This window comes from Streptomyces sp. NPDC101151, assembly GCF_044768335.1.
Classification (GTDB): domain Bacteria; phylum Actinomycetota; class Actinomycetes; order Streptomycetales; family Streptomycetaceae; genus Streptomyces.
In genome coordinates this window covers 227522-251615 of sequence record NZ_JBIWPP010000006.1, presented here as the reverse complement: position 1 = coordinate 251615, position 24094 = coordinate 227522, and the positions used below count along the sequence as shown (strand labels likewise).

The 24094-nt window shown below is 70.2% G+C and carries 19 protein-coding genes; 6 read left to right on the top strand and 13 right to left on the bottom strand.

What is annotated here, in order from left to right:
* Nucleotides 1-8: 8 nt before the first annotated feature.
* The 3 genes from zwf to pgl are packed head-to-tail and all read left to right on the top strand — an operon-like array spanning nucleotide 9 to nucleotide 3378.
* Nucleotides 9-1538 carry a glucose-6-phosphate dehydrogenase gene (gene zwf / locus ACIRU3_RS14355; protein ID WP_404056240.1) on the top strand — a complete coding sequence of 510 codons (1530 nt, stop codon included), beginning with the start codon at nucleotides 9-11 and terminating at the stop codon, nucleotides 1536-1538.
* The gene (gene opcA, locus ACIRU3_RS14350) at nucleotides 1535-2599 is read left to right on the top strand and encodes a glucose-6-phosphate dehydrogenase assembly protein OpcA (protein ID WP_404055933.1); all 1065 of its coding nucleotides are present in this window, start codon (nucleotides 1535-1537) and stop codon (nucleotides 2597-2599) included. Before zwf ends, opcA begins: the two co-directional genes overlap by 4 nt.
* Complete coding sequence (pgl, locus tag ACIRU3_RS14345; RefSeq protein WP_404055931.1) at nucleotides 2596-3378, top strand: 6-phosphogluconolactonase; 783 nt, start codon at nucleotides 2596-2598, stop codon at nucleotides 3376-3378. The genes opcA and pgl overlap by 4 nt, the downstream gene beginning before the upstream one ends.
* 139 nt (nucleotides 3379-3517) lie before the next feature.
* Here pgl and ACIRU3_RS14340 read toward each other — a convergent pair whose 3' ends face one another.
* The 5 genes from ACIRU3_RS14340 to ACIRU3_RS14320 form a co-directional block, all read right to left on the bottom strand.
* Nucleotides 3518-4357 carry a carbohydrate ABC transporter permease gene (locus ACIRU3_RS14340; RefSeq protein WP_404055929.1) on the bottom strand — a complete coding sequence of 280 codons (840 nt, stop codon included), beginning with the start codon at nucleotides 4355-4357 and terminating at the stop codon, nucleotides 3518-3520.
* Nucleotides 4354-5715 (bottom strand): ABC transporter permease subunit, encoded by a 1362-nt coding sequence (locus tag ACIRU3_RS14335; RefSeq protein ID WP_404055927.1) that lies wholly within the window; start codon nucleotides 5713-5715, stop codon nucleotides 4354-4356. The genes ACIRU3_RS14340 and ACIRU3_RS14335 overlap by 4 nt, the downstream gene beginning before the upstream one ends.
* A gap of 6 nt (nucleotides 5716-5721) precedes the next feature.
* On the bottom strand, nucleotides 5722-7047 hold the full coding sequence (locus ACIRU3_RS14330) for an ABC transporter substrate-binding protein (RefSeq protein WP_404055925.1): 1326 nt from the start codon (nucleotides 7045-7047) through the stop codon (nucleotides 5722-5724).
* A gap of 39 nt (nucleotides 7048-7086) precedes the next feature.
* On the bottom strand, nucleotides 7087-8748 hold the full coding sequence (locus ACIRU3_RS14325; protein WP_404055924.1) for a glycoside hydrolase family 13 protein: 1662 nt from the start codon (nucleotides 8746-8748) through the stop codon (nucleotides 7087-7089).
* 143 nt (nucleotides 8749-8891) lie between these two features.
* Nucleotides 8892-10157, bottom strand: a complete 1266-nt coding sequence (locus ACIRU3_RS14320) for an ABC transporter substrate-binding protein (protein ID WP_404055922.1) — start codon at nucleotides 10155-10157, stop codon at nucleotides 8892-8894.
* Nucleotides 10158-10285: 128 nt separating this feature from the next.
* Between ACIRU3_RS14320 and ACIRU3_RS14315 the strand changes: the two genes are divergently transcribed.
* From ACIRU3_RS14315 to ACIRU3_RS14305, 3 genes are read left to right on the top strand one after another with little or no spacing between them, the layout of a single operon-like run.
* Entirely contained in the window at nucleotides 10286-10801 is a 516-nt protein-coding gene (locus tag ACIRU3_RS14315) for a PadR family transcriptional regulator (RefSeq protein WP_404055920.1), read from the top strand.
* 38 nt (nucleotides 10802-10839) lie between these two features.
* Entirely contained in the window at nucleotides 10840-11547 is a 708-nt protein-coding gene (locus ACIRU3_RS14310) for an ABC transporter ATP-binding protein (RefSeq protein ID WP_404056238.1), read from the top strand.
* 35 nt (nucleotides 11548-11582) lie between these two features.
* A complete protein-coding gene (locus ACIRU3_RS14305; protein ID WP_404055918.1) occupies nucleotides 11583-13865 on the top strand; it encodes an FtsX-like permease family protein in 2283 nt (760 codons plus the stop codon).
* A 1-nt stretch (nucleotide 13866) separates the two neighbouring features.
* On the opposite strand, the gene ACIRU3_RS14300 is transcribed toward ACIRU3_RS14305, so the two are convergent.
* The 8 genes from ACIRU3_RS14300 to ACIRU3_RS14265 form a co-directional block, all read right to left on the bottom strand.
* Nucleotides 13867-14622, bottom strand: a complete 756-nt coding sequence (locus ACIRU3_RS14300; protein ID WP_404055916.1) for a DsbA family protein — start codon at nucleotides 14620-14622, stop codon at nucleotides 13867-13869.
* Nucleotides 14623-14706: 84 nt separating this feature from the next.
* The gene (gene pgi / locus ACIRU3_RS14295; RefSeq protein ID WP_404055914.1) at nucleotides 14707-16359 is read right to left on the bottom strand and encodes a glucose-6-phosphate isomerase; all 1653 of its coding nucleotides are present in this window, start codon (nucleotides 16357-16359) and stop codon (nucleotides 14707-14709) included.
* Between the two features lie 310 nt (nucleotides 16360-16669).
* Nucleotides 16670-16957: an RNA polymerase-binding protein RbpA gene (locus ACIRU3_RS14290; protein WP_019885342.1), complete on the bottom strand. Its 288-nt coding sequence runs from the start codon at nucleotides 16955-16957 to the stop codon at nucleotides 16670-16672.
* 257 nt (nucleotides 16958-17214) lie between these two features.
* The gene (secG, locus tag ACIRU3_RS14285; RefSeq protein WP_404055912.1) at nucleotides 17215-17451 is read right to left on the bottom strand and encodes a preprotein translocase subunit SecG; all 237 of its coding nucleotides are present in this window, start codon (nucleotides 17449-17451) and stop codon (nucleotides 17215-17217) included.
* Nucleotides 17452-17555: 104 nt separating this feature from the next.
* The gene (tpiA, locus tag ACIRU3_RS14280) at nucleotides 17556-18332 is read right to left on the bottom strand and encodes a triose-phosphate isomerase (protein ID WP_404055910.1); all 777 of its coding nucleotides are present in this window, start codon (nucleotides 18330-18332) and stop codon (nucleotides 17556-17558) included.
* A gap of 5 nt (nucleotides 18333-18337) precedes the next feature.
* Nucleotides 18338-19549, bottom strand: a complete 1212-nt coding sequence (locus ACIRU3_RS14275; RefSeq protein ID WP_404055908.1) for a phosphoglycerate kinase — start codon at nucleotides 19547-19549, stop codon at nucleotides 18338-18340.
* A 144-nt stretch (nucleotides 19550-19693) separates the two neighbouring features.
* A complete protein-coding gene (gene gap, locus ACIRU3_RS14270; RefSeq protein ID WP_404055907.1) occupies nucleotides 19694-20704 on the bottom strand; it encodes a type I glyceraldehyde-3-phosphate dehydrogenase in 1011 nt (336 codons plus the stop codon).
* A 321-nt stretch (nucleotides 20705-21025) separates the two neighbouring features.
* Nucleotides 21026-23980 (bottom strand): M14 family zinc carboxypeptidase, encoded by a 2955-nt coding sequence (locus ACIRU3_RS14265; protein ID WP_404055905.1) that lies wholly within the window; start codon nucleotides 23978-23980, stop codon nucleotides 21026-21028.
* Between the last annotated feature and the right edge of the window lie 114 nt (nucleotides 23981-24094).

Here is a 24094-nt window from a genome sequence, read left to right as displayed (position 1 = left end):
TGTCACCCCTGTCCGGTTCCGGAGCGAACCCGCTTCGTGACCCCGCGGACCGACGGCTCCCGCGCATCGCGGGGCCGTCGGGCCTGGTGATCTTCGGCGTGACGGGTGACCTGTCGCGCAAGAAGCTGATGCCCGCGGTGTACGACCTCGCCAACCGGGGCCTGCTGCCCCCGGGCTTCTCCCTGGTGGGCTTCGCCCGCCGTGAGTGGGAGAACGAGGACTTCGCCGCCGAGGTCCACGACGCCGTCAAGGCGCACGCCCGTACGCCGTTCCGTGAGGAGGTCTGGCAGCAGCTCATCCAGGGGATGCGCTTCGTCCAGGGCACCTTCGACGACGACGATGCCTTCGAGCGGCTGCGCGCCACCATCGAGGAGCTGGACAAGGCACAGGGCACGGGCGGCAACTTCGCCTTCTACCTCTCCGTGCCGCCGCGCTCGTTCCCGGTGGTCATCCAGCAGCTGAAGAAGCACGGCCTGACCGACCAGAGCGGCGGCTCCTGGCGCCGCGCGGTCATCGAGAAGCCGTTCGGCCACGACCTGAAGTCGGCCGAGGACCTGAACAAGGTCGTGCACGAGGTGTTCGAGCCGGACCAGGTGTTCCGGATCGACCACTACCTCGGCAAGGAGACCGTCCAGAACATACTGGCGCTGCGCTTCGCCAACACGATGTTCGAGCCGATCTGGAACCGGTCCTTCGTGGACCATGTGCAGATCACCATGGCCGAGGACATCGGCGTCGGCGGCCGTGCCGGGTACTACGACGGCATCGGCGCCGCCCGTGACGTCATCCAGAACCATCTGCTCCAGCTGCTCGCGCTGACCGCCATGGAGGAGCCCGCCTCCTTCGGCGCGGACGCGCTGGCCGCCGAGAAGACCAAGGTGCTCGGTGCCGTCCGGCTGCCGAAGGACCTGGGCCGCAGCACCGTACGCGGCCAGTACGCGGGCGGCTGGCAGGGCGGCGAGAAGGTCATCGGCTACCTCGAAGAGGACGGCATCGACCCCAAGTCGAAGACCGACACCTACGCGGCCGTGAAGCTGGAGATCGACAACCGCCGCTGGGCGGGCGTCCCCTTCTATCTGCGCACGGGCAAGCGCCTGGGCCGCCGTGTCACCGAGATCGCGGTGGTCTTCCAGCGGGCACCGCACTCCCCCTTCGACCACACGGCGACGGAGGAGCTGGGCCAGAACGCGGTCGTCATCCGCGTCCAGCCCGACGAGGGCATCACGGTCCGCTTCGGCTCCAAGGTGCCGGGCACCTCGATGGAGATCCGGGACGTGTCCATGGACTTCGCCTACGGCGAGTCGTTCACGGAGTCCAGCCCGGAGGCCTACGAGCGTCTGATCCTGGACGTGCTGCTCGGCGACGCAAACCTCTTCCCGCGCACGGAGGAGGTCGAGCTGTCCTGGGAGATCCTCGACCCGATCGAGCAGTACTGGGACAAGCACGGCAGGCCCGCGCAGTACCCGTCGGGCACCTGGGGTCCCGCCGAGGCGGACGAGATGCTGGCACGAGACGGACGGAGCTGGCGCCGGCCATGAAGATCGACCTGACCGACACCACGGCAAGCAAGATCAACAAGGCGTTGGTGCAGGGCCGCCGCGCCATCGGCACCCCGGCCGTCGGCATGGTCCTCACCCTCGTCCTCGTCACCGACGAGGAGAACGCCTACGACGCCCTGAAGGCCGCCAACGACGCCTCGCGCGAGCACCCCTCGCGCACGCTGGTGGTCATCAAGCGAGTCTCCCGCTCCCCGCGCGACCGTACGTCCTCGCGGCTGGACGCCGAGGTGCGGGTGGGCGCGGACGCGGGCACCGGCGAGACGGTCGTCCTGCGGCTGTACGGCGAGGTCTCCGAGCACGCCGACTCGGTGGTCCTGCCGCTGCTCCTGCCGGACGCCCCGGTCGTCGTCTGGTGGCCGGTGAACGCCCCGCTGGACCCGGCCAAGGACCCGCTGGGCGCGCTCGCCCAGCGCCGGGTCACCGACACCTACGCCGCCGAGCAGCCGGTACGGGAGCTGTCCGCCCGTGCCGAGGCCTACACGCCCGGCGACACCGATCTGTCCTGGACCCGGATCACGCCGTGGCGCTCGATGCTGGCGGCGGCCCTGGACCAGGTGATCTGCGAGGTGAAGGCCGTCGAGGTGGAGGGCGAGGAGTTCAACCCGAGCTGTGAGCTGCTGGCGATGTGGCTCGCGGACCGGCTGGACGTCCCCGTCAAGCGCTCCCTGTCCTCGGGTCCCGGTCTGACGGCCGTCCGCATGGACACGAGCTGCGGCCCGATCGTGCTGGACCGGGCGGACGGTTCGCTGGCCACCCTGGCGATCGAGGGCCAGCCGGCCCGCGCGGTGGCGCTCAAGCGGCGGGACACCGCCGAGCTGATCGCGGAGGAGCTGCGCCGGCTCGACCCGGACGACACCTACGCGTCGGCGCTGCGCTACGGCGTGGAGCGGCTGAACACGAGTGCCGAGGCTGCCGCGCCGGAACCGGTGGCGGAGGCCGAGGCCACGGCCGAGATCGAGGCCGAGGCTGCGGCCGCCAAGGCTCCTGCCAAGAAGGCGGCCGCCAAGAAGGCCCCGGCGAAGAAGGCGGCGGTGAAGTGAGCACTCCGCAGCTGGTCGTGCACCACGACAAGGAACTGATGGCGCAGGCCGCCGCGGCCCGCCTGATCACGAAGATCGTGGACGCGCAGGCCTCCTGGGGCCATGCGTCCGTGGTCCTCACGGGCGGCCGCAACGGCAACGGCCTGCTCGCCGCGCTGGCGGCGGCGCCGGCCCGGGACGCCGTCGACTGGACCCGCCTCGATCTGTGGTGGGGCGACGAGCGCTACCTGCCCGAGGGCGACCCGGAACGCAATGTCACGCAGGCCCGCGAGGCCCTGCTGGACGCCGTGCCGGTGAACCCGGAGCGCGTGCACGCCATGCCCGCCTCCGACGGCCCCTACGGTGCGGACGTGGAGGCGGCGGCGGAGGCCTACGCGGCGGAACTGGCCAAGGCGGCCGGGCCGGAGAACCATGGCTCGGTTCCCTCCTTCGACGTCCTGATGCTGGGCGTCGGCCCCGACACCCATGTGGCCTCGCTCTTCCCTGAGCTGCCCGCGGTCCGCGAGACGGAGCGCGCGGTGGTCGGCGTCCACGGCGCCCCCAAGCCCCCGCCGACCCGGATCTCGCTGACCCTCCCGGCGATCCGCTCGGCCCGCGAGGTCTGGCTCCTCGCGGCCGGCGAGGACAAGGCCCAGGCCGTGGCCATCGCCTTGTCGGGCGCGGGCGAGGTCCAGGCCCCGGCAGCGGGCGCGTACGGCCGGCAGCGCACTCTGTGGCTGCTGGACGCCGCGGCGGCTTCGCAGCTGCCTCGGTCTCTGTATCCGCCGGCCTCGCCGTAAGTTCCGGTGACCGTCCCAGGGGGCTGTGCCCCCTGGACCGCCGACCTGTGCCCACCCGCCACCCGACTCGGCAGGTCGGGAGGTGGGCCTCAGGCATTCCAGCCCGTCCGGCGTTCGGGCCACATGGCGGGGTCGGGAACTACTTCACCGACCCCGCCATCACCCCCTGCACGAAGTGCCGCTGGAAGGCGAAGAACACCACCACCGGCACGATCAGGGACAGGAACGCGCCCGGGGCCAGGACGTCGATGTTGCTGCCGAACTGGCGGATCTGGGACTGGAGCTGCACGGTCAGGGGCTGGGAGGAGCTGTCGGCGAAGAGCAGCGCCACCAGCATGTCGTTCCAGACCCACAGGAACTGGAAGATGGCCAGGCTGGCGATGGCCGGGCGGCCCACCGGCAGGACCAGGCGGGTGAAGATGCGCCACTCGCTGCCGCCGTCCATCCGCGCCGCCTCCAGCATCTCCTTCGGTATCTCGGCGAAGTAGTTCCGCAGCAGGAACACCGCGAAGGGGAGGCCGTAGGCCACGTGGAAGAGGACCACACCGGGGATCGTGCCGAACAGGCCGAGCTGTCCGAAGAGCTTGGCCACCGGCAGCAGACCGATCTGCACCGGCACCACCAGCAGGGCCACCACCAGCAGGAAGAGCGGCTCGCGGCCGGGGAAGTCCAGCCAGGCGAAGGCGTATCCGGCGAGCGCCGCGATGACGACGACCAGGGTGGTCGCCGGCACCGAGATCAGCACGGTGTTCCAGAACGCCTGCGTCATGCCGGCGTTCTTCAGCAGCGCCGAGTAGTTGTCGAAGGACAGCTGGCCGGGGCCTGCCAGCGCCGTCCACCAGCCGCCCTTGGCCGTGTCCTGGGCGGACCGCAGCGAGGAGACGAACAGCCCCGCCAGCGGAGTCAGCCAGACCAGGCCGATCACCACGAGGAACGCCTGGACCAGACCGTTGCCCAGACCGCGCCTGACCGCGTTCATCGCTGACTCCTTCGGAAACGGCGGACGTTGAAGACCATCGCGGGGACCACGAGGAGCAGGAGCAGCACCCCGAGGGCGCTGCCCAGGCCCTGGTTGTTGCCGCCGCCGAAGGACACGAGCCACATCTGGGTCGCGAGCACGGTGGCGTCCTCCTGCACCGGTCCCGGCGCGATGATGTAGACGAGGTCGAAGACCTTCATCACGTTGATCACGAGGGTCACGAACACCACGGTCAGCACGGGGGCGAGCAGCGGCACCGTGATCTTGCGGAAGATCTGCCACTCGTTCGCGCCGTCCATCCGCGCCGCCTCCAGCGCGTCCCGTGGCAGGCTCGCGAGACCCGCGCCGATCAGGACCATCGCGAAGCCCGTCCAGATCCACAGGTACGCGCCGATGATCGCCGGGGTGACGAGCATCGGGCCGAGCCAGGAGACTCCCTGGTAGGGCGGCGCGAAGTTCGACGCGGGCAGCTTCACCGTGTACGAGCCCTCGTGGAGCCCGGGAAAGCGGAAGGAGCCGTCGGACGCGGACGTCGTGCTCGCGACCGTCTTTCCGTCGAGCACCGCCTCGACCTTCATCCCGGGCAGGCCGCTCTCCTTCGGGTCGACCCTGCCCTGCTTCCCTCCCCCGCCGGGCGTGAAGTCCAGGTAGACGACTCCGCGCAGTTCGTCGGCGGCGGGCTTGTGTCCCGCGGCCGGGTAGGCGGGCGCGGCGCCGTTCGGCAGGTCCTTGGGCAGCACGCCCACCAGGCCGAGGGCCACCGAGCGCCCCGGGGACACATCCGCGCCGGTCAGATACGAGCCGTCCCGGCCGGGGGTGAGCCCCTGCCCGTCCCGCGCCCGCGCCGTCGGATACGACGAGGTTCCCTCGAAGGCGTCGTGGACGGAGACCACGGCCGCGTTGAGGACGCCCTTGTCCGGGTCCTCGTCGTAGGCGAGGCGGAAGATGATGCCGGCGGCGAGGAAGGACACCGCCATCGGCATGAACAGCAGGAGCTTGAAGGCGGTGGCCCAGCGGACCTTCTCCACCAGGACGGCCAGGATCAGGCCGAGGCCGGTGAGCAGGGCCGGGGCCACGACGACCCAGATCGTGGTGTTGCGGATGGCCTTAAGAGTCGCCGGGTCGCGGAACATCTCGGCGTAGTTGTCGCCGCCCACGAACCGGGTGCCCGAGGCGTCGAAGAAGCTGCGGCCGACGGAGAAGAGCACCGGGTAGACGACGAGTGCGCCGAGCAGGAGCAGGGCGGGGAAGACGAAGAGCAGGGCGACGGCGCGGGCGCGCCGCCGGCTGCGGCGCCCCCGGGCCGCGCCGGCGGCTCGCGGGCCCGCCTCCTTGGTCACGAGTGTGGTGGCGGTCATGGCGGATCAGTCCTGGTAGGCCTTGGCCGCGGCGGCCTCCAGCTTCGCCGCGGTCCCCTTCGGGTCGGACGGGTCGCGCAGGAAGTCCTGGAGCAGCTTCCACTCGCCGGTGCCCTTGGTGCCGCCGAAGGCGGCCGGTGCCTGGTCGGACATGTCGAAGCGGACCGAGTCCCCGGCCGAGACGAGGGACTTGGCGGTGGCCCGGGAGACGTCGTCGCCGTAGGAGGAGAGGTCGAGCTTCTTGTTCGGGGACAGGAAGCCGCCCGCCTTGGCCCACACGGCGGCCGCCTCCGGCGTCGCCAGGTACTCCAGGAGCTTCATGCCTGCCTTGGCGTTCTTGCCGTCCTTGAGGACGACGGCCGCGTCGCCGCCGCTGACCACCGGTGCGCTGCCGCCGCCGACCGCCGGGAACGGGAAGAAGTTCGCGTCCGTGCCGATGGACTTCTGGAACTGGTCGTGGGCGACGCCTGCGACGAAGTCGCCCTCGTAGACCATGCCGGCCTCGGGCTTGGGGCCGAAGACCTTCTCGACGGAGCCGGGGAAGTCGGTGTTGAGCGCCCCCTTCTGGCCGCCCGCGATCAGCTGCTTGTCCTTGAAGAGCTTGCCGAGTGTGCCGAGGGCCTGGACCACGCTCGGGTCGGTCCACTTCAGCTTGTGGGAGGCAAGGGCGTCGTACTTCTCGGGTCCGGCCTGGGAGAGGTAGATGTTCTCGAACCAGTCGGTGAGCGTCCAGCCGTCCTGACCTGCGACGGCGAAGGCCGCGAGCCCGGAGTCGGAGACGGTGTGCCCGGCCTTGAGCATCTCGTCGTAGGTCTTCGGCGGCTTGACGCCGGCCTGGGCGAGGGCGTCGGGGCTGTACCAGACGGTCGACTTGTGGGCGGCCTTGAAGTAGAGGCCGTAGAGGGTGCCGTCGACGCTGCCGTACTTCTTCCACACGGGCGCGTAGCCGGCGTCGACGGTCTGCTCCGTGGTCGGCGACAGCGGCTTGAGCCAGCCCTTCTTCGCGAACTGCTGGAGCACGCCGACCTGCGGGACCATCACCACGTCGGGGGCGTTGCCGCCCTCGATCTTGCTGCCGACGACGGTGGAGACGTTGTCGCCGGTGGAGACGAACTGTGTCTTGGCGCCGGTCTTCGCGCTGAACGCGTCGAGCACCTTCTGGAAGTTCTTCTGTTCGCTGCCGGACCAGACACCGGCCACGGTGACCGTCTGGCCGCTGAGCGCCTTGTCGTCACCGCCGGCGGTCACCGGGCCGCCGCCGCAGGCGGTCGCGCCGAGGGCCAGGGCGAGGGCGGTGCAGCCCGTGAGCAGGGTCGTACGTCGTCGCATCATCGTTGATGTCCCTTCAGGGGAGTGTGAGTTGACGGAAAATCAGAGGTCGTTCAGCCACCAGGCCGCCGTCGAGCCGGGCAGCACCCCGGCCGGGCACGGACCGCTGGACAGCAAGGGTGTGCCGGAGGCCGGCGCGGGCGTGGGGGACGTACCGAAGTTGACGGCGCAGACCAGGCCGTCGCCGCGGGCGAAGGCGAGGACGCCGGGCGGGCTGTCCAGCCAGCGCAGCGTGCCCTCACCCAGCTGGGGCAGGGTGGACCGGAGCTGGAGGCCGTCGCGGTACAGATGCCAGAAGGAGCGGGTGTCCGCGAGGGCCCGGTCGGTGGCGTACTCGGCGAAGTACGAGGGCTGCGGCAGCCATGGCTTGGCGCTCTCCGCGCCGGAGGTGAAGCCGAACGGGGAGGCCTGACCCGACCAGGGCAGCGGCACCCGGCAGCCGTCGCGGATGCGGGCGCGGCTTCCGGTGCGGTGGAAGATCGGGTCGGTGAGCACGTCGTCGGGCAGGTCGACGACCTCGGGCAGGCCCAGTTCCTCCCCCTGGTAGATGTACGCGGCTCCGGGCAGCGCCAGCATCAGCAGCGCGGCGGCACGGGCGCGGGCGGCGCCGAGTCCGCTGCCCTCGGTGGCGGGTTCGCCGTAGCGGGTGACGGTGCGCACCTGGTCGTGGTTGTTGAGCACCCAGGTGACCGTCGAGCCCGTGCCGGCTATGTCCTGCATGGCCTCGGAGATGACCTTGCGGAAGGCGTCGGCGTCCCAGGTGGCGCCGAGCAGGTCGAAGAAGAAGGCCTGGTGGAGTTCGTCCGGGCGGACGTAGTGGGCGTGTTCGCGGGCCGTGGGGACGGAGACCTCGCCGACGAGGAGCCGCTCTCGGCCGTCCTGGTCCGCGTATTCCTCGCACAGGGAGCGCCAGCGCCGCCACACCTCGTGCACCTCGGGCTGGTTCCAGGCGAGCGGGTTGACCGAGTCGCGGGTGCGGGCGTCGGCCTCCGGGTCGTCCGAGTCGGGCAGTTCGGGGTGCTTGTAGAGGCCGGCGGCGACGTCGATGCGGAAGCCGTCCACGCCCCGGTCCAGCCAGAAGCGCAGGACACGCTCGAACTCGGCGGGGATCTCCGGGTTGCGCCAGTTCCAGTCGGGCTGCTCCGGCGTGAACATGTGCAGGTACCACTGGCCGGGGCGGCCGTCGGCCTCCGTGACCCGGCTCCAGGCCGGGCCGCCGAACATGGCGTGCCAGTTGTTGGGCGGCTCGGCGCGGTCGGGGCCGCGGCCGTCGGCGAAGTGGAAGCGGGCGCGGGCCGGGCTGCCCGGCTCGGCTGCGAGGGCCTCGCGGAACCACGGGTGCTCGCTGGAGCAGTGGTTCGGGACGATGTCCAGGAGCACCCTGATCCCGAGCCGTCGTGCGGCCGCCATCAGCAGGTCGAACTCGGCGAGGTCGCCGAAGAGCGGGTCGACGCCGCAGTAGTCGGCGACGTCGTAGCCGTGGTCGTGCTGGGGCGAGGGGTAGAAGGGGCTCAGCCAGATGCCGTCGACGCCGAGCTTCTTCAGGTACGGCAGTCCGGCGCGGACGCCGGCCAGATCGCCGATGCCGTCACCGGTGCTGTCCAGGAAGCTGCGGACGTACACCTGGTAGATCACCGCATCGCGCCACCAGTGGTGCCTGTTCAACCCATTGACCTGTCTCTGTGAAGGGCAGCAGTTATGCATGCATGTTAGGTAGACGTGTCGCGAGGGTGTCAATGAAGAGAACGAAAGCTACTGGGGAGTCGGGTGCCCAAATACGGACTTACCGGTGCAGCGTGAACCGAGATGAGACGTCCGCGTTACTTAACAAGTAACTAGAAAGAGGGTTATCGACGGGCGACGGCGTCGAGTTCCCGCGCCAGTCGCCGTACCGCTGCCTGAGGCGTCTCGTGCCCGGTCAGCGCGTCGTGCACGACCGCCTGCACCGCCAGACTGACCTGGTCGTAGTGCGGGCTCTTGGGGCGCGGGGCGGCCGTGAGGACGGCGGAGCGCAGGGTCGGCAGATAGGGGAACTGCCGTACGAGCGCGGGATCTTCGTAGAGCGCGGCGCGTACGGGAGGCAGCGCGCCCCGCGTGAGCACCTGGCGCTGTACGCGCTCGCTGGTGAGGTAGGCGATCAGGCGCGCGGCCGAGTCGGGGTGCCGGGCGTGGGTGTTGACCGCCAGGTTGGAGCCGCCCAGGACACTCGTCCCCGGCCCGTGGGGCCCCGGCAGCGGTACGGCGCCGATCCGGCCGGCGACCTTGGAGCCCCTGGCCGAGGCCACGGCGTAGGCGTAGGGCCAGTTGCGCAGGAAGAGCAGCCGGCCGTCCTGGAAGGCCTGCTTGGACTCCTCCTCCTTGTACGTCAGCGCCGCCTTCGGGATCCAGCCCTCGCGCAGGCCGCGGACGAGGAAGTCGATGCCCTCGCGGGCGGCGTCCGAGTCCACGGTGACGCGGGTGCCCTCGTCGCCGAGGATCGTGCCGCCCGCCGAGTACACGGCCTCGGCCGCGTTGACGGTCAGGCCCTCGTACGGCAGGAGCTGGCCCGCGTAGCCGTCCAGGCCGTACCTGGGCGCGATGGTCTTCGCGTCGTGCTCCAGCTCGGCCCAGGTGCGCGGCGGCGGCACGCCCGCCTTGGCGAGGACGTCCTTGCGGTAGAGCAGCAGTCCGGCGTTGGTGACGTACGGCACGGCGTACAGCCGCCCGTCGTAGGTGGCCGTGTCCACGACCGGCGGCAGGAAGGTCTTCAGCGGGAAGCGGTCCGGGGGCAGCGGGCGGATCCAGCCGGCCGCCGCGAACTCCGAGGTCCAGTTGACGTCGATGTTGAGGACGTCGAACCGGCCCCGGTCGCCGCCGCGCAGATCGGTGGTCATCTGCGCATGGGTCTCGTCGGCGGAGTCCGGCAGCTCGACGAGGGTGACCTTCTCGGCGGGATGGGTGCGGTTCCAGCCCTGCAGGAGCGGACCGAGGTAACCGGTGAGGTCACCGGCGGTGGCCAAGGTGAGCGGCCCCCTCCGGCTGCCCTCGTCGGCGTGCGCGCCGGAGGCCGTGTACCCGCTCAGGACCACGGCAAGAACGAGGAGCCCCCTACCGGCGGCGCGCATCCACCGCATAGGTTCCTCCTTGAACACGTACACCGGCCACGGGCACCCTCGCCCGTCGGTCAGAGGCCATGTATACCTGTTAGGTATGGGCGATACTAGGGCCTGGAGCACATTGCGCAGACGGGAGGACAGCACGAGTGCGCCTGCCCCTCCTGGCACTCCTGGCACGCGGACCGGCCCACGGCTACGAGCTGAAGCAGGACCTTGAGGTCCTGCTGGGCTCCGCGTACCCTCAGCCGAACGTCGGCCAGATCTACGTGACCCTCGGCCGCCTCGAGAAGTCGGGACTGATCGAGGGCGAGGACGTCGAGCAGTCCAGCCGGCCCAACAAGAAGGTCTACCACCTCACCGACGCCGGGCGGGAGGCGCTGCACGCCTGGTTCGAGGAGACCGAGGACGAGCCGCGGGTACGGGACGAGTTCTTCATGAAGCTGGCGCTCGCCCCGCAGACCGGTCTCGCCGACCAGGTCGCTCTCATCAACAGACAGCGGCGCCAGTACCTCAACACCATGCGCAACCTGTCGAAGCTGGCCGCGGCCGAGAACCGGGACAACCGAATCGCCCATCTGCTCATAGAGGGCGCGATGCTGCACCTGCAGGCCGACCTCGACTGGCTGGAACGGTGCCAGGAGGAGCTGGAGGAGCTGGAGTGAGTGACGCCCACCCTCCTGTGCTGCGCGCCGAGGGACTGATGAAGACCCACCACGGCGAGGGTGCGCCCGCACGGGCCGTCCGCGGGGTCGACCTGAACGTGGCGCGGGGCGAGTTCGTGGCGATCACCGGACCGTCCGGAGCCGGCAAGTCCACCCTGCTGCACCTGCTCGGCGGCCTGCAGCGGCCCGACGAGGGCAGCATCTGGCTCGACGGCCGGTGCACGGACTCCTTCGGCGAGGCGCGCTGGGCCGTGGAGCGCAGGAAGGCCATCGGGATCGTCTTCCAGTTCTTCAACCTGGTGTCGAACCTGTCCGTCGCCGACAACGTGGAGCTGCCCGCCCTGCTCGCCGGGGTACCGCCCAAGCGGGCCCGGGCCGAGCGCGAGACGCTCCTTTCCGAACTGGGTCTTCAGGGCAAGGAGCGCAGCATGCCGGGCGAGCTGTCCGGCGGCGAACAGCAGCGGGTCGCCCTCGCCCGGGCCCTGGTCAACCATCCGCCGCTGCTGCTCGCCGACGAGCCCGCCGGCAGCCTCGACAGCAAGGGCACCCGCGAGGTGATGCGGCTGCTGTCCCGCTTCCACGGACGCGGCCAGACCATCGTGCTGGTCACCCACGACGCCCGGCTGGCCAGCGCCGCCGACCGGGTGATCAGCTTCTTCGACGGCCGCATAGCCGACGACGCCGCACTGGACGGCACGCCGTCCCGCAAGCCCGGGACATCGGGTGTGCTGGAGCTGAGGGACTGATGGCAGGCCGACTGCCAGGGACCGGGGACTGAGCCGTGCGAGCCACCCTTCGCTGGGCCCACTCCGATCTGCGCACGCACCGCGGCGAGGCGCTGTTCATCACGCTCGCCACCGCCGGCATCGTCGCCTCGCTGCTGCTGGCCGCCGCCCTCTTCGGCTATGCCACCAACCCCTGGCAGCGGACATTCACCCAGGCCCGCGGGGCCCATGTGTGGATCCACACGGCCGCCTCCGCCGACGCCCGCAAGCTCGTCCGGCTGGACGGTGTCGAATCCGTCGCCGGCCCTTATCGGACCGAGTCCACCACCGTCGCCTCCCGCGGCACCCGAGCCTCCGTGGAGCTGCGCGGCACCCCGCACCTGCCCTCCGTCGGCCGCCCGCTGCTCGCCACCGGCCACTGGCTGGACCCGGCCGAGCCGGACGGCGTGGTCCTGGAGAGCCGCCTGGCGCGGGCCCTGCTGGCCGAGCCCGGCGACACCCTCACCCTGCCCGGCACCGCCCGCACCCTGAAGGTCGAAGGCATCGCCGACAGCGCCGAGCCCGGCTACAGCCCAGGCGCGCAGCCGGGGCTGGTGTGGGCGCTGCCGTCCGCGGTGCGCGCCCCCGGCGGCGAGGTGACCGGGCTGCGTCTGAAGGACCCGGCCGACACGGACTACGCGGTCCAGCGTGCCGTCACCGTGCTGGGCGCGGGCGCGGTCGGCGAGGTGTCCACCTGGCAGCAGGCACGGGCCGAGGCGCAGGGCGAGAACCGGCTCCTCGGGCAGGTGCTCGGCCTGTTCGGGCTGGGCGCCCTGGTCGCCGCCGGACTCGCCGTGCACGGGGCGATCAGCACCCGTATCCGAGGCCATCTGCGAGACATCTCGGTGCTCAAGGCGATCGGCTTCACACCGGGCCAGGTGGTGCGGATCTTCCTGCTCCAGCACCTGGCGTACGCCGTGCTGGGCGGGGTGGCCACGGCCGCGCTCGCCGAGGGCCTCGGCAACCGGATCCCGGGACGGCTCGGCGACGCGGTGGGCGTGTGGCAGGGGCTGCCGGGGCACACCGTGGCGCTGTCCGCCGTGCCTGTGGCGGCGGTGCTGTTCATCGGCCTGACGACGGGACTCGCGGCCTGGCGGGCGGGCCGGGTGCCTCCGGTGCCCGTCCCGCGCCCGTCGGCTCCGGCGGGCGGCCGGTTGACCGGTCTGGCCCGGCGCGCCCTGGGTCTGCGGCTGCCGGCCGCGCTGGTCCTGGGCTGCCACAAGGCGTTCGCGGGCCGCGGCCGGTCGCTGGCCGGCGTGGCCCGGCTGACGCTGCCCCTGCTGCTGATCGTGGTGGCGCTCAGCGCGTGGACCACCATCGACCGCTTCCACAGCAGCCCGGAGCGGGTGGGCCTGCCCACGGCGCTCACGGTCCGCTCGGACGGCGGCATGAACGACACCGGCGTACGGGCCCTGCTGGCGGCGGACCACCGGGTCGCCGCCGCCTATCCGGGCGTCGAGGTGGCCGCGCTGGTCCCCGGCCAGACCGGGACGATCGCCCTGCGCGGGCTCGGCACGCGCGCACAGCCGTACCCCTACACCGTCGCCGAGGGCCGGGCCGCGCACGGACCGGACGAGGCGGTGGCCGGTCAGGGCCTGCTGGACCTGCTGCATGTGCGGGTCGGGGACTGGGTGCGGATGACGGTGGGCGAGCAGCCGCAGATCCTGCACATCGTGGGCCGCAGCATCGAACCGCAGAACGCCGGCCGGGTCGTGACGACCTCCCTCGACACCCTGCGCGAGAACGACCCGGGGCTGTCCCCGGCGTTCTACCAGCTCCGCCTGCGCCCGGGCGCCGACCCGCAGCGGGTCGCGTCCGCCCTGGCCACGGCCGGCCGCGGACACCTGGACGTGCACCCCGTGACCAACCCGGCCGACGGGCTGTCCCCGCTGCGCGCCGTGGTGGCCGGGCTGATCGCCGTGCTCGCCCTGATCGGACTGGTCGAACTGCTCACCGCGATCGGCGGGAGCGTCCGGGAGGGCGAGCGGGACATGCTGGCGCTCAGAGCGATCGGCATGTCCCCCCGGCAGATCACCGCGATCACCGTGACGGCGACGACCTGCACGGCCCTGGCCGCGGTCCTCGCCGGTACGGCACTGGGACTGCCGCTGGCGCACCGGCTGATCGACGCCCAGGGCAGCTCCAGCGGTATCGGCGCCGGTATCGCCCGATCGCCCTCGCCCGGTCTGCTGCTCCTGCTGGGCGCGGGCGCCGTGCTGGGGGCCGCCGCCCTCGCCGCCCTGCCCGCCGCCCGGGCGGCGCGCCGCCGGCTTGCGGACACGCTGAGCGCGGTGGCCTGAGCTACTCCACCGGCCCCGCGCCGAACTTCGACAGCAGGAGAGCGAACACATCCGGGTCGAAGAGCACGCCGTTGTTCTCCGCCGGGATGCGTACGTCGTTGATCTCGGCGGTGGGGGTGCCCGGTCCCTGCGGGTCCTCGGTCCCGCCCGCGCGTTCGTACGCCTTCTGGGAGGCGGTCACGAACGAGCGGTACTTCATGGTCCTGACGGCCGAGTCGAAGGCCGGACCGCGCAGCCCGTGGATCCGCCCTGCCAGCCTGAGCAGGTAGGCGTCGGTGAATCCGTCGACGCTCTCCTCGGGCTGGTTGGCGAAAAGCATGTCGTGGTACTCGGCGAACCTGCCCGCCTCCAGCGCGGCTCGCAGGGCGTTGACCGCCTTCTCGGAGCCCTTGCCGCCGAGCCGGTCGTCCAGGAACGAGGCGAGGGTGTACTCCGTCTTCGCCGTCCGCCGGACGGTGGCCGCGCGCAGCTGCGGGGCGCCCCCGGCGCTTTCGAACTCCTCGCACACCGGGCACCGCGGATCCTCGTACAGGTGCACAGTCACCGTGGCGCCCGGGTCGCCCACGGTGATGGTCGTCCCGTCGGCCTCCAGCCGCTCCGGCACATCCGCCGGACCGGAGTAGGCCGGCCCGGCCTCCGCCATGACCGCGGGCTCGCCGTTCTTCGCTTCCGGCGGCTCGTATCTGTTTCCGCAGCCCACCGCCGACATCCCCACCACGGCCACCGCGACCGCCGCGGCGAACCCCCTGCGTCTCATGCATGTCCTCCCCTGAATTCAGCGGAACCCTAGAGGACGCGCAGAGAAAACGCACAGGGAAATCGTCGCCGCGGCGACGGGCGGTCAGCTCCGGCCGCGCAGCTCCCGGTACTTGGCGACGAGCGCCTTCGTCGAGGCGTCAAGGCCCGGGACCTCCGCGCCCTCGGTCAGGGCCGGTTCGACGCGCTTGGCGAGGACCTTGCCCAGCTCCACGCCCCACTGGTCGAAGGAGTCGATGTTCCACACCGCGCCCTGGACGAACACCTTGTGCTCGTAGAGGGCGACCAGCTGGCCGAGCACGGACGGGGTGAGCTCACGCGCGAGGATCGTGGTCGTCGGCCGGTTGCCCGGGAAGGTCTTGTGCGGGACCAGCTCGTCGGGCACGCCCTCCGCACGGACCTCTTCGGCCGTCTTGCCGAAGGCGAGGGCCTGGGTCTGGGCGAAGAAGTTGGCCATCAGCAGGTCGTGCTGGCCCTTGAGTTCACCGCTCAGCTCGGCGACCGGCTCGGCGAAGCCGATGAAGTCCGCGGGGATGAGCTTGGTGCCCTGGTGGATGAGCTGGTAGTAGGCGTGCTGCCCGTTGGTGCCGGGCGTGCCCCACACGACCGGGCCGGTCTGCCACTCGACCCGCTTGCCGTCCCGCGCCACGTACTTGCCGTTGGACTCCATGTCCAGCTGCTGGAGATAGGCGGTGAACCTGGACAGGTAGTGGCTGTAGGGCAGCACCGCGTGCGACTGCGCGTCGTGGAAGTTGTCGTACCAAATGCCCAACAGGCCGAGGAGCAACGGCACGTTGGACTCGGCGGGCGCGGTGCGGAAGTGCTCGTCGACCAGGTGGAATCCGCCGAGCATCTCCCGGAAGCGGTCGGGGCCGATCGCGATCATCAGGGACAGGCCGATCGCGGAGTCGTACGAGTACCGCCCGCCGACCCAGTCCCAGAACTCGAACATGTTGGCCGTGTCGATGCCGAACTCGGCGACCTTCTCGGCGTTCGTCGACAGCGCCACGAAGTGCTTGGCCACCGCGGACTCGTCTCCCAGCGCGTCCAGCAGCCACTTCCGGGCCGAGGTGGCGTTGGTGATCGTCTCGATGGTGGTGAAAGTCTTGGAGGCGATGATGAACAGCGTCTCGGCCGGGTCCAGGTCGCGGGTGGCCTCGTGCAGGTCGGCGCCGTCCACATTGGAGACGAAGCGGACGGTGAGGTCGCGGTCGGTGAAGCTGCGCAGCACCTCGTAGGCCATCGCCGGGCCCAGGTCGGAGCCGCCGATACCGATGTTGATCACGTTCTTGATGCGCCGGCCGGTGTGCCCCGTCCATTCACCCGAACGGACGCGCCGGGCGAAGGCGCTCATCCTGTCCAGGACGGCGTGCACGGCCGGAACGACGTTCTCGCCGTCGACCTCGATCACGGCGTCGCGCGGGGCGCGCAGCGCGGTGTGCAGCACCGCCCGGTTCTCGGTCACGTTGATCTTCTCGCCGCGGAACATGGCGTCCCTCAGGCCGAAGACGTCCGTCGCGGCGGCCAGCTCTCGCAGCAGCCGCAGCGTCTCGTCGGTGACCAGGTGCTTCGAGTAGTCGATGTACAGGTCACCGACCTGCAGGGTGTACCCCGTGCCGCGCTGCGGATCAGCGGCGAACAGGTCCCGCAGAGGGGTGTCGGCCAGCTCCTCGCGGTGCTTGGCGAGCGCGGTCCACTCGGGCGTCTGGTTGAGCCTGGTACGGCCGTCTGCGTTCATGTCCGACTTCAGCCTTCTTTCCTGCAACCTGTCCTGCTGCGTACCTTGCCCCGCTGCCGGATCCAACCTAGTTGATCAGCACGTCGGACGAGCGGTCGTGACATCGTCCAAGCGTGCAACAACAGGTACGTCCGGCTTGCGCGCCGGTATCAGCGAGGTGACGGGCAGGCCGAAGAAGGCAGCGGCCGACGGGGCAGGGTCAGCGCCCCGGCAGGTGGCCACGGCTGCGCCGAGCAGCGCGCCCAGGAGTGCCCGGGCGAGCGGAAACGGCGCCGGCCAGGCACCCTCGGGCACCCGGCCGTGACAAGTTCTAGATCTCGCCGCGCAGTTTGGCGAGCGCCTCGGCGAGGATCGCCTCGCCGTCCGCGTCGCTGCGCCGTTCCCGTACGTACGCGAGGTGCGTCTTGTACGGCTCGGTGCGCGGCGGGGCCGGCGGATTGTCCCGGTCCTGACCGGCCGGGAAGCCGCAGCGCGGGCAGTCCCAGGTATCGGGAACCTGCGCGTCGCTGGCGAAGCTGGGCTGGGTCTCGTGCCCGTTGGAGCACCAGAAGGAGATGCGCAGCCGCGGCGCGGACTCGCCGCGCTCGGCCTCACCCATCGGCCCCGCCCCGACCCGGCTTCCCCGGATCGCGTTGCCACTTGCCACGGTGTAACTCCCTGCGTGATGGTGCCGCGAAGCGAGTCGGCGTTTCGCTTCGTTGCGAGCGCCTCAGTCTACGTAAGGCCCAACGCGCGTCCAGTGATTGGAGTTACAGCCCCCACATCTAGACGCAAGCCCCATGATAGGCCGCGCTCAGGAGCGCGTACCGTACATGGGGCCTTACGTACGAACTGTATGTGTTGGTGAGACGCGGATCAGTGACTCGTCTTCATCAGGATGCCGAGGACGACGATGCACGCGAACCACAGCAGACCGATCACGACGGTGATGCGGTCGAGGTTGCGCTCGGCGACGGAGGAGCCACCCACGGACGACTGCATGCCGCCACCGAACATGTCGGAGAGACCGCCGCCCTTCCCCTTGTGCATCAGCACCAGCAGCATCATCAGCAGGCTGAAGACGATCAGGGCGATCGAGAACCCCAAAACCACGGCTGGACCAACTTCCTCGGATTCGGATGGACGGGGCACAGCACCACGGCTGTGCCCCCGCAAGGGTACGACGTATCGCCGCTACCGCCTACTCAAAGCCCTGATCACTGATCGCGGAAGCGCACGATCTTGACGAATTCGTCGGCGTCCAGCGAGGCGCCGCCGACCAGGGCGCCGTCGATGTCGGCCTGCGCCATGATCTCGGCGACGTTGCCGGACTTCACGGAGCCGCCGTACTGGATGCGGACCTTGTCGGCCACGTCCTGCGAGTACAGCTCGGCGATCTTGCCGCGGATGGCGGCGCAGACCTCCTGGGCGTCCTCGGCGCCGCAGACCTTGCCGGTGCCGATGGCCCACACGGGCTCGTAGGCGATCACAATGGTCTCGGCCTGCTCGGCCGGGAGGTCCTTGAGACCGCCCTCGACCTGGCTGAGGGTGTGGGCGACGTGGTTGCCCGCCTCGCGGACGTCCAGCTCCTCGCCGACGCACAGGATCGGGGTCAGGCCGTGCTTGTAGGCGGCCTTGACCTTGGCGTTGACCAGCTCGTCGGTCTCGTTGTGGTACTGGCGGCACTCGGAGTGGCCGATCACGGCGTACGTGCACTTCAGCTTGGCCAGCATCGGGCCCGAGATCTCGCCGGTGTAGGCGCCGGAGTCGTGCTGCGAGATGTCCTGGGCACCGTACTTGATCTTGAGCTTGTCGCCGTCGACCAGGGTCTGCACGGAGCGCAGGTCGGTGAAGGGCGGCAGGACGGCGACCTCGACGGCGTCGTAGTCCTTGTCGGCCAGGGCGAAGGCGAGCTTCTGGACGTGCGCGATGGCCTCGAGGTGGTTGAGGTTCATCTTCCAGTTGCCCGCCATCAGCGGCGTGCGCGTGCTCATTGAGGTCAGTCCTCCAGTGCGGCGAGGCCGGGGAGCGTCTTGCCCTCGAGGTATTCGAGGGAGGCGCCGCCACCGGTCGAGATGTGGCCGAATGCATTCTCGTCGAAGCCGAGCGTACGCACGGCCGCGGCGGAGTCACCGCCGCCGACGACGGTGAAGCCGTCCGATTCGACGAGGGCCTGGGCGACCGCCTTGGTGCCCTCGGCATAGTCGGGGTGTTCGAAGACGCCCATGGGACCGTTCCAGAAGACGGTCTCGGCGTCGGCGAGCTTCGAGGCGTACAGCTCTCGGGTCCTGGGGCCGATGTCAAGCCCCTCCTGGTCGGCGGGGATCTTGTCCGCGTCGACCACGGTGTTCTCGGTCGGCGCCTTGGTCTTCAGGTCCGGGAACTCCCGGGAGACCACGACGTCCACGGGGAGCAGCAGCTCGACGCCCAGCTTCTCCGCGCGCTCCATGTACTCGGTGACGGTCGGGACCTGGTCCTCCTGCAGGAGGGAGATGCCGACCTCGTAGCCCTTGGCCTTGAGGAAGGTGTAGGCCATGCCGCCGCCGATGAGCAGGCGGTCGGCCTTGCCGAGCAGCTCGTCGATGACGGCGAGCTTGTCGGAGACCTTGGCGCCGCCGAGGGCGACGACGTAGGGGCGCTTGACGTCCTCGGTGAGCTTCTTCAGGACGCCGACCTCGGTGGCGATCAGGTAGCCGGCGTAGTGCGGCAGGCGGGCCGGGAGGTCGTAGACCGAGGCGTGCTTGCGGTGCACCGCACCGAAGCCGTCACCGACGTAGACATCGGCGAGCTCCGCGAGCTGGTCGGCGAAGGCGCCGCGCTCGGCGTCGTCCTTGGCGGTCTCGCCGGGGTTGAAGCGCAGGTTCTCCAGGACGGCTACCTGGCCGTCGGTGAGGCCCGCGACAGTGTCCCGGGCGGACCGGCCGACGGTGTCGGCCGCGAAGGCCACGGCGGAACCGAGGAGTTCACCCAGGCGGGAGGCGGCCGGAGCGAGGGAGAAGGCGGGGTCCGGGGCACCCTTGGGGCGTCCCAGGTGCGAGGCGACGACCACCTTGGCGCCCGCGTCCGCAAGGGCCTTGACGGTGGGCAGGACGGCGCGGATACGGCCGTCGTCGGTGATGGTCCCGCTGGCCAGCGGCACGTTGAGGTCGGCGCGGACGAAAACCCGCTTGCCGCTCACGCCGTCGGCGAGAAGTTCGTCGATCGTCTTCATTGAGTGGACTCCTGGGGAGGGCTCTTGATGCCCCTGATCGTAAGAGGGCGTGGTCCGTGCGCGAGACAGGGCCCGGACAGCGCGACGGTGCGCTGCCCGAGCCCTGCTCTCACTTCAAGGTCCTGCTGCTGCGATCTTCGGCGATCAGAGCTGGTCGCCCACGAAGACCGTCAGGTCCACGAGGCGGTTGGAGTAGCCCCACTCGTTGTCGTACCAACCGAGGATCTTCACCGAGTTGCCCTCCTGGACCATGGTCAGGGAGGAGTCGAAGGTGCAGGAGGCCGGGTCGCCGACGATGTCCGAGGAGACGATCTCGTCCTCGGTGTAGGCCAGGTAGCCCTTGAGGTCGCCGTCCTCGGAGGCCTTCTTGAACGCGGCGTTGACCTCGTCCTTGGTGACCTCGCGCTGGAGGGTCACCACCAGGTCGGTGGCCGAGCCGGTCGGGACCGGGACGCGCATGGCGATACCGTCCAGCTTGCCCTTGAGCTGCGGCAGGACCAGGGCGGTGGCCTTCGCGGCACCCGTCGTGGTCGGGATGATGTTCTCGGCGGCGGCACGGGCGCGGCGCAGGTCCTTGTGCGGGAAGTCCAGGATGCGCTGGTCGTTCGTGTACGCGTGCACCGTGGTCATCAGACCCTTGACGATGCCGAAGTTCTCGTCCAGGACCTTCGCCATCGGGGCCACACAGTTGGTGGTGCACGAGGCGTTGGAGACGACGTGGTGGTTCGCCGCGTCGTACTTGTCCTGGTTGACACCCATCACGATGGTGATGTCCTCGTCCTTGGCCGGAGCCGAGATGAGGACCTTCTTGGCGCCGCCGGCGAGGTGCTTGGCCGCGTCCTCGCGCTTGGTGAAGATGCCGGTCGACTCGATGACGATGTCGACGCCCAGCTCACCCCAGGGGATGTCGGCCGGGTTGCGCTCGGAGAGCACCTTGATGGTGTGACCGTCGACGGTGATGGTGTCGGCGGTGTGGGACACCTCCTGCTGCAGACGGCCCAGGATGGTGTCGTACTTCAGCAGGTGAGCGGTGGTCGCGGTGTCACCCAGGTCGTTGACAGCCACAATCTCGATGTCGGCACCCTGCTCCAGCAGTGCACGGAAGTAGTTACGCCCGATACGGCCGAAGCCGTTGATGCCTACGCGGATCGTCACGAACCGATCTCCTCGTTGGTACGCCGGCCATGCGGTGCCGGCGAGCTGTATTTGGGATGTCCCCGACCACCCCCGACCCTACCTCTCTGAGGCCCCCGCAGCGGCATCGAGATGCCGCATACACGGGCAGGCGGTCCGTACCGGCCAGTAGGGTACGGACCGCCTCGGATCGGCGGTCGTTTCGCCGCTCTTTGTTACGTAATGCCGGTGCCCGTTGACGCTCTTTTCACTCGTTCGTGAGCGGGTCGGCTCACCTGATGAGTGACGCTTTCGCGCACCGTTGAGTGAGGGTCCCGCTCACCTGTCGAGTGGAGGCCGCGGTCATCCGTCAAGAGAGGCGAACGCCTTCTTCAGCAGGGCCGTCCGGCCGGCCGCCGACGGCACCTGTTCCAGGCCGAAGCCGAGCAGCACGGTGTCCTCGGTGGTGACCGCTCCGTACGTCTGGAAGAGCGTTCCGGCGCGCGCCCAGTCCTTCAGGACCGCCGGGCTGCCCGCGGGCGGGCCGGCCGCGCGCCAGGCGCCCAGGGACGTCTCGAAGCCCTCGGTCTCCTTCGCCGTGCCGCCGGCCACGAGCGAGGCGTCGTCGGCGAGAACGCCGTGCCCGCCGCTGCCCGGGTCGGTGATGTAGCCGATCGAGACCTCGACGGACTTCCCGGCGTACGCGCTCAGGTCGAAGTTCACCTGCTGCCAGCCGCCGGAGCTGCCGGTGAGGCTGTTCCACGAGCCGGTGGTGCCGGTCGCGGTGCAGGCGTTGTCCGCGAGCGTGAGGTAGTGCTTGAGCCAGGGGTGCTCGCCGATCAGGAACCCGGCCCCGCACTCGGACGGTACGGCGGTCCTCGTGGCCCCGCCGGCCTCCGGGAGGGTCGTCCAGTCGTCGGCGCCCACGGTGTGGATCTCGACGACCGCGTGGTCATATCCGGGCTCGGTGTCCCACAGCAGCCGGGTGCTCAGCGTCGGCCTGTCCGCGGCAGCGACACCGGTGAGGTCGACGGTTCGGATGAGGCGCTTGTAGGCGTCGTCGGTGTGCAGGGCAGCGGCCATGTACGAGCCGGAGTACGGGCCGTACGGGCTGACGACGCCGGCGAACCGGCCCGCGCCCGTGCTCTTGAACTGCGGGTAGGTGTCGGCGGACAGCTCGTCCGAGGTGACGCCGTAGGTGCCGGCCCTGTCCAGCGGATTGCCGGGCGCGTCGCCCAGGGCGGTGGTGTAGCCGCCGAGGTTTCCGGAGCCGCTGAAACCGGTGACTCCCTTGGTCGAGGTACGGCTGTAGGCGCCCAGGTAGTACTGGCTGAAGTCGTCCGAGAGGGTGCCGTCGCCGAGGTCGACGCTGCCGCCGGCCAGTTCGCCGGCCTCGATCAGCCGGCCGCCCTCGTTGAGGTAGGCGCGCAACTGGAGCTGCGTGGCGTTGCCCGGGCCGCTCGCGCCCGAGTAGTGCACGACCGTCCTGAAGTGCCCCAGCACGCCGAGCGCGTCGGGTGCGCCCTGCGTGGCGACGTCCCAGACGATCGCCCGGTGGCCGCTCGCCTTCAGCGCGTCCACGTACGTCTGCGCCTGCGCGGCGGCCGCGCCCTCCTCGGCGACGACGAGGGTGTCGGCGCCGGGCCGCTTTGCGACGGTGTAGGTGAAGTGGGAGCCGGACACCTTCTTGCCGCTCTTCGTCTCACCGGTGAACCAGACCTCGACCCTGTCACCCGGTTCGCCGTCCTGGACCTTGGCCCGGTACTCGTCGAAGTAGAGGTTGTCCTCGCCGCCGTAGGTCTCGCCGCCCTTCCAGCGCCGGAGCGCCTGGTCCCGGGTACGGCCGCCGTTGACGCGGTACTTGAGCTCCTTGTCGCGCACGGACTTGCGTGCGACGACCGAGACCTCCTGGTCCGCACCGCGCGAGTACGACGCGGAGAACGCGGCGGGGGTGAAGTCGGCGGCGCTCAGACCGACCGAGGAGGCCGGCCGGTCGGGGTGGGCGGCGGTCTCTGCCACCGAGAGCGCGAACGGGACGTTCTTCTCGAACTCCTGCCGGATCAGCTTCTCGTCGTCGGGGAAGGTGAAGTCCGACTGGCAGTCCTCGGGCTTCCAGGCGTCGTTCGGGTCGACGTTCGACGCGGTCTGACAGGTCGACATCTCGGGGGTGAACATCGCCATGCCGTTGACATTCGAGGCATGGCCGTCCGCTTCGCCGTTGGTGGTGTACAGCTCCGACGAGAGCTGCGAACGGTAGCCCGGGATCGCCGGGTTGTCGGGGGTGCCCGCGAGCGCCTTGTAGAGCACGTCGTCCGGGGTCGGGGTGGCGACCTGCCAGCCGACGCCGTAGAGGAGGAGTTCGGCGGCGGAGTGGTAGTTGATGGCGTATGTGAAACCGATGCGCTTCTCGAAGCCGTCGAGGGCCCTGGTCTCCGGCTCGGACTCGGGGCTCGCGCCGCGGTAGGTCTGGCTGGTGGGGTTGGGGGACGAGCCCTCGTCGTCGTAGCCCCACTTGTAGGGGAAGTTGCGGTTGAGGTCGACGCCGTCGCCCGTGCTGATGACGCCGTCGCCGTTGACGTCACGCAGGTTCTTGCGCCACAGACGGTTGGCGGGGCTCTGGAAGGTGTAGTCGTAACCGTCCGGGTTGGCCGAGAGGACGAACCACAGCTCGGTCGAGTCGACGATCTTCTTGATGCGCCGGTCCGTCTTGTAGTGGTCCAGGTAGTAGTGCATCAGACGCCGGGTCATCTCCGGCGTGATCCACTCGCGCGCGTGCTGGTTGGACATGTACAGGACGGCGGGCTTGGAGCCGTCCTTCGACTTGCTCGCGTTCTTGGTCAGTTTGAGCGCGAGGATGTCCTGACCGTTGACCGTCTTGCCGATGGACTCGACCTTGGTGAGATCGGGGTGGGCCTGCCCGGTCCGGACGATCTCCTGTTCCAGACCTCCGCTTGCGCCGTACGGGCGGAACACGCCCTGGGAGGCACCCCGGACGCGCGCCTCGGCCTTGGGCGACAGGGCGTGCTCGCTGAGGTGGACGCCCTGCTTCTCCAGCTTCTCGGCCTGCTGGTCGGTGAGGTAGACCTCGACCTTGGTCCTGCCGCTTCCGGCGACCTGCTCGCCGAGCTCGTGGCCGTCCTGTCCGGCCTCGAGGAGCAGGGGAATCTGCTGCTGGGTGACATCCGCGCGGAAGACCTTGACCTCGTCGGGGTCGGACGGGGAAGGACTACCGCTCTGGGCCTGGGCGATGGGTGCAAGGCTCGCTCCCCCGATCAGGAGCGTGCCGACAGCGAGGATCGATCTCGCTCTGTGTCTCATGAACCCCCCTACCGGTGGTCCGCCACAGCGGCGAACAGGTTGCCAGGCTCATGTCACATCATGATCGAGTCAAGAGCGCCTCACGGACACGCAAACGCCGGTGCCGACCACCCG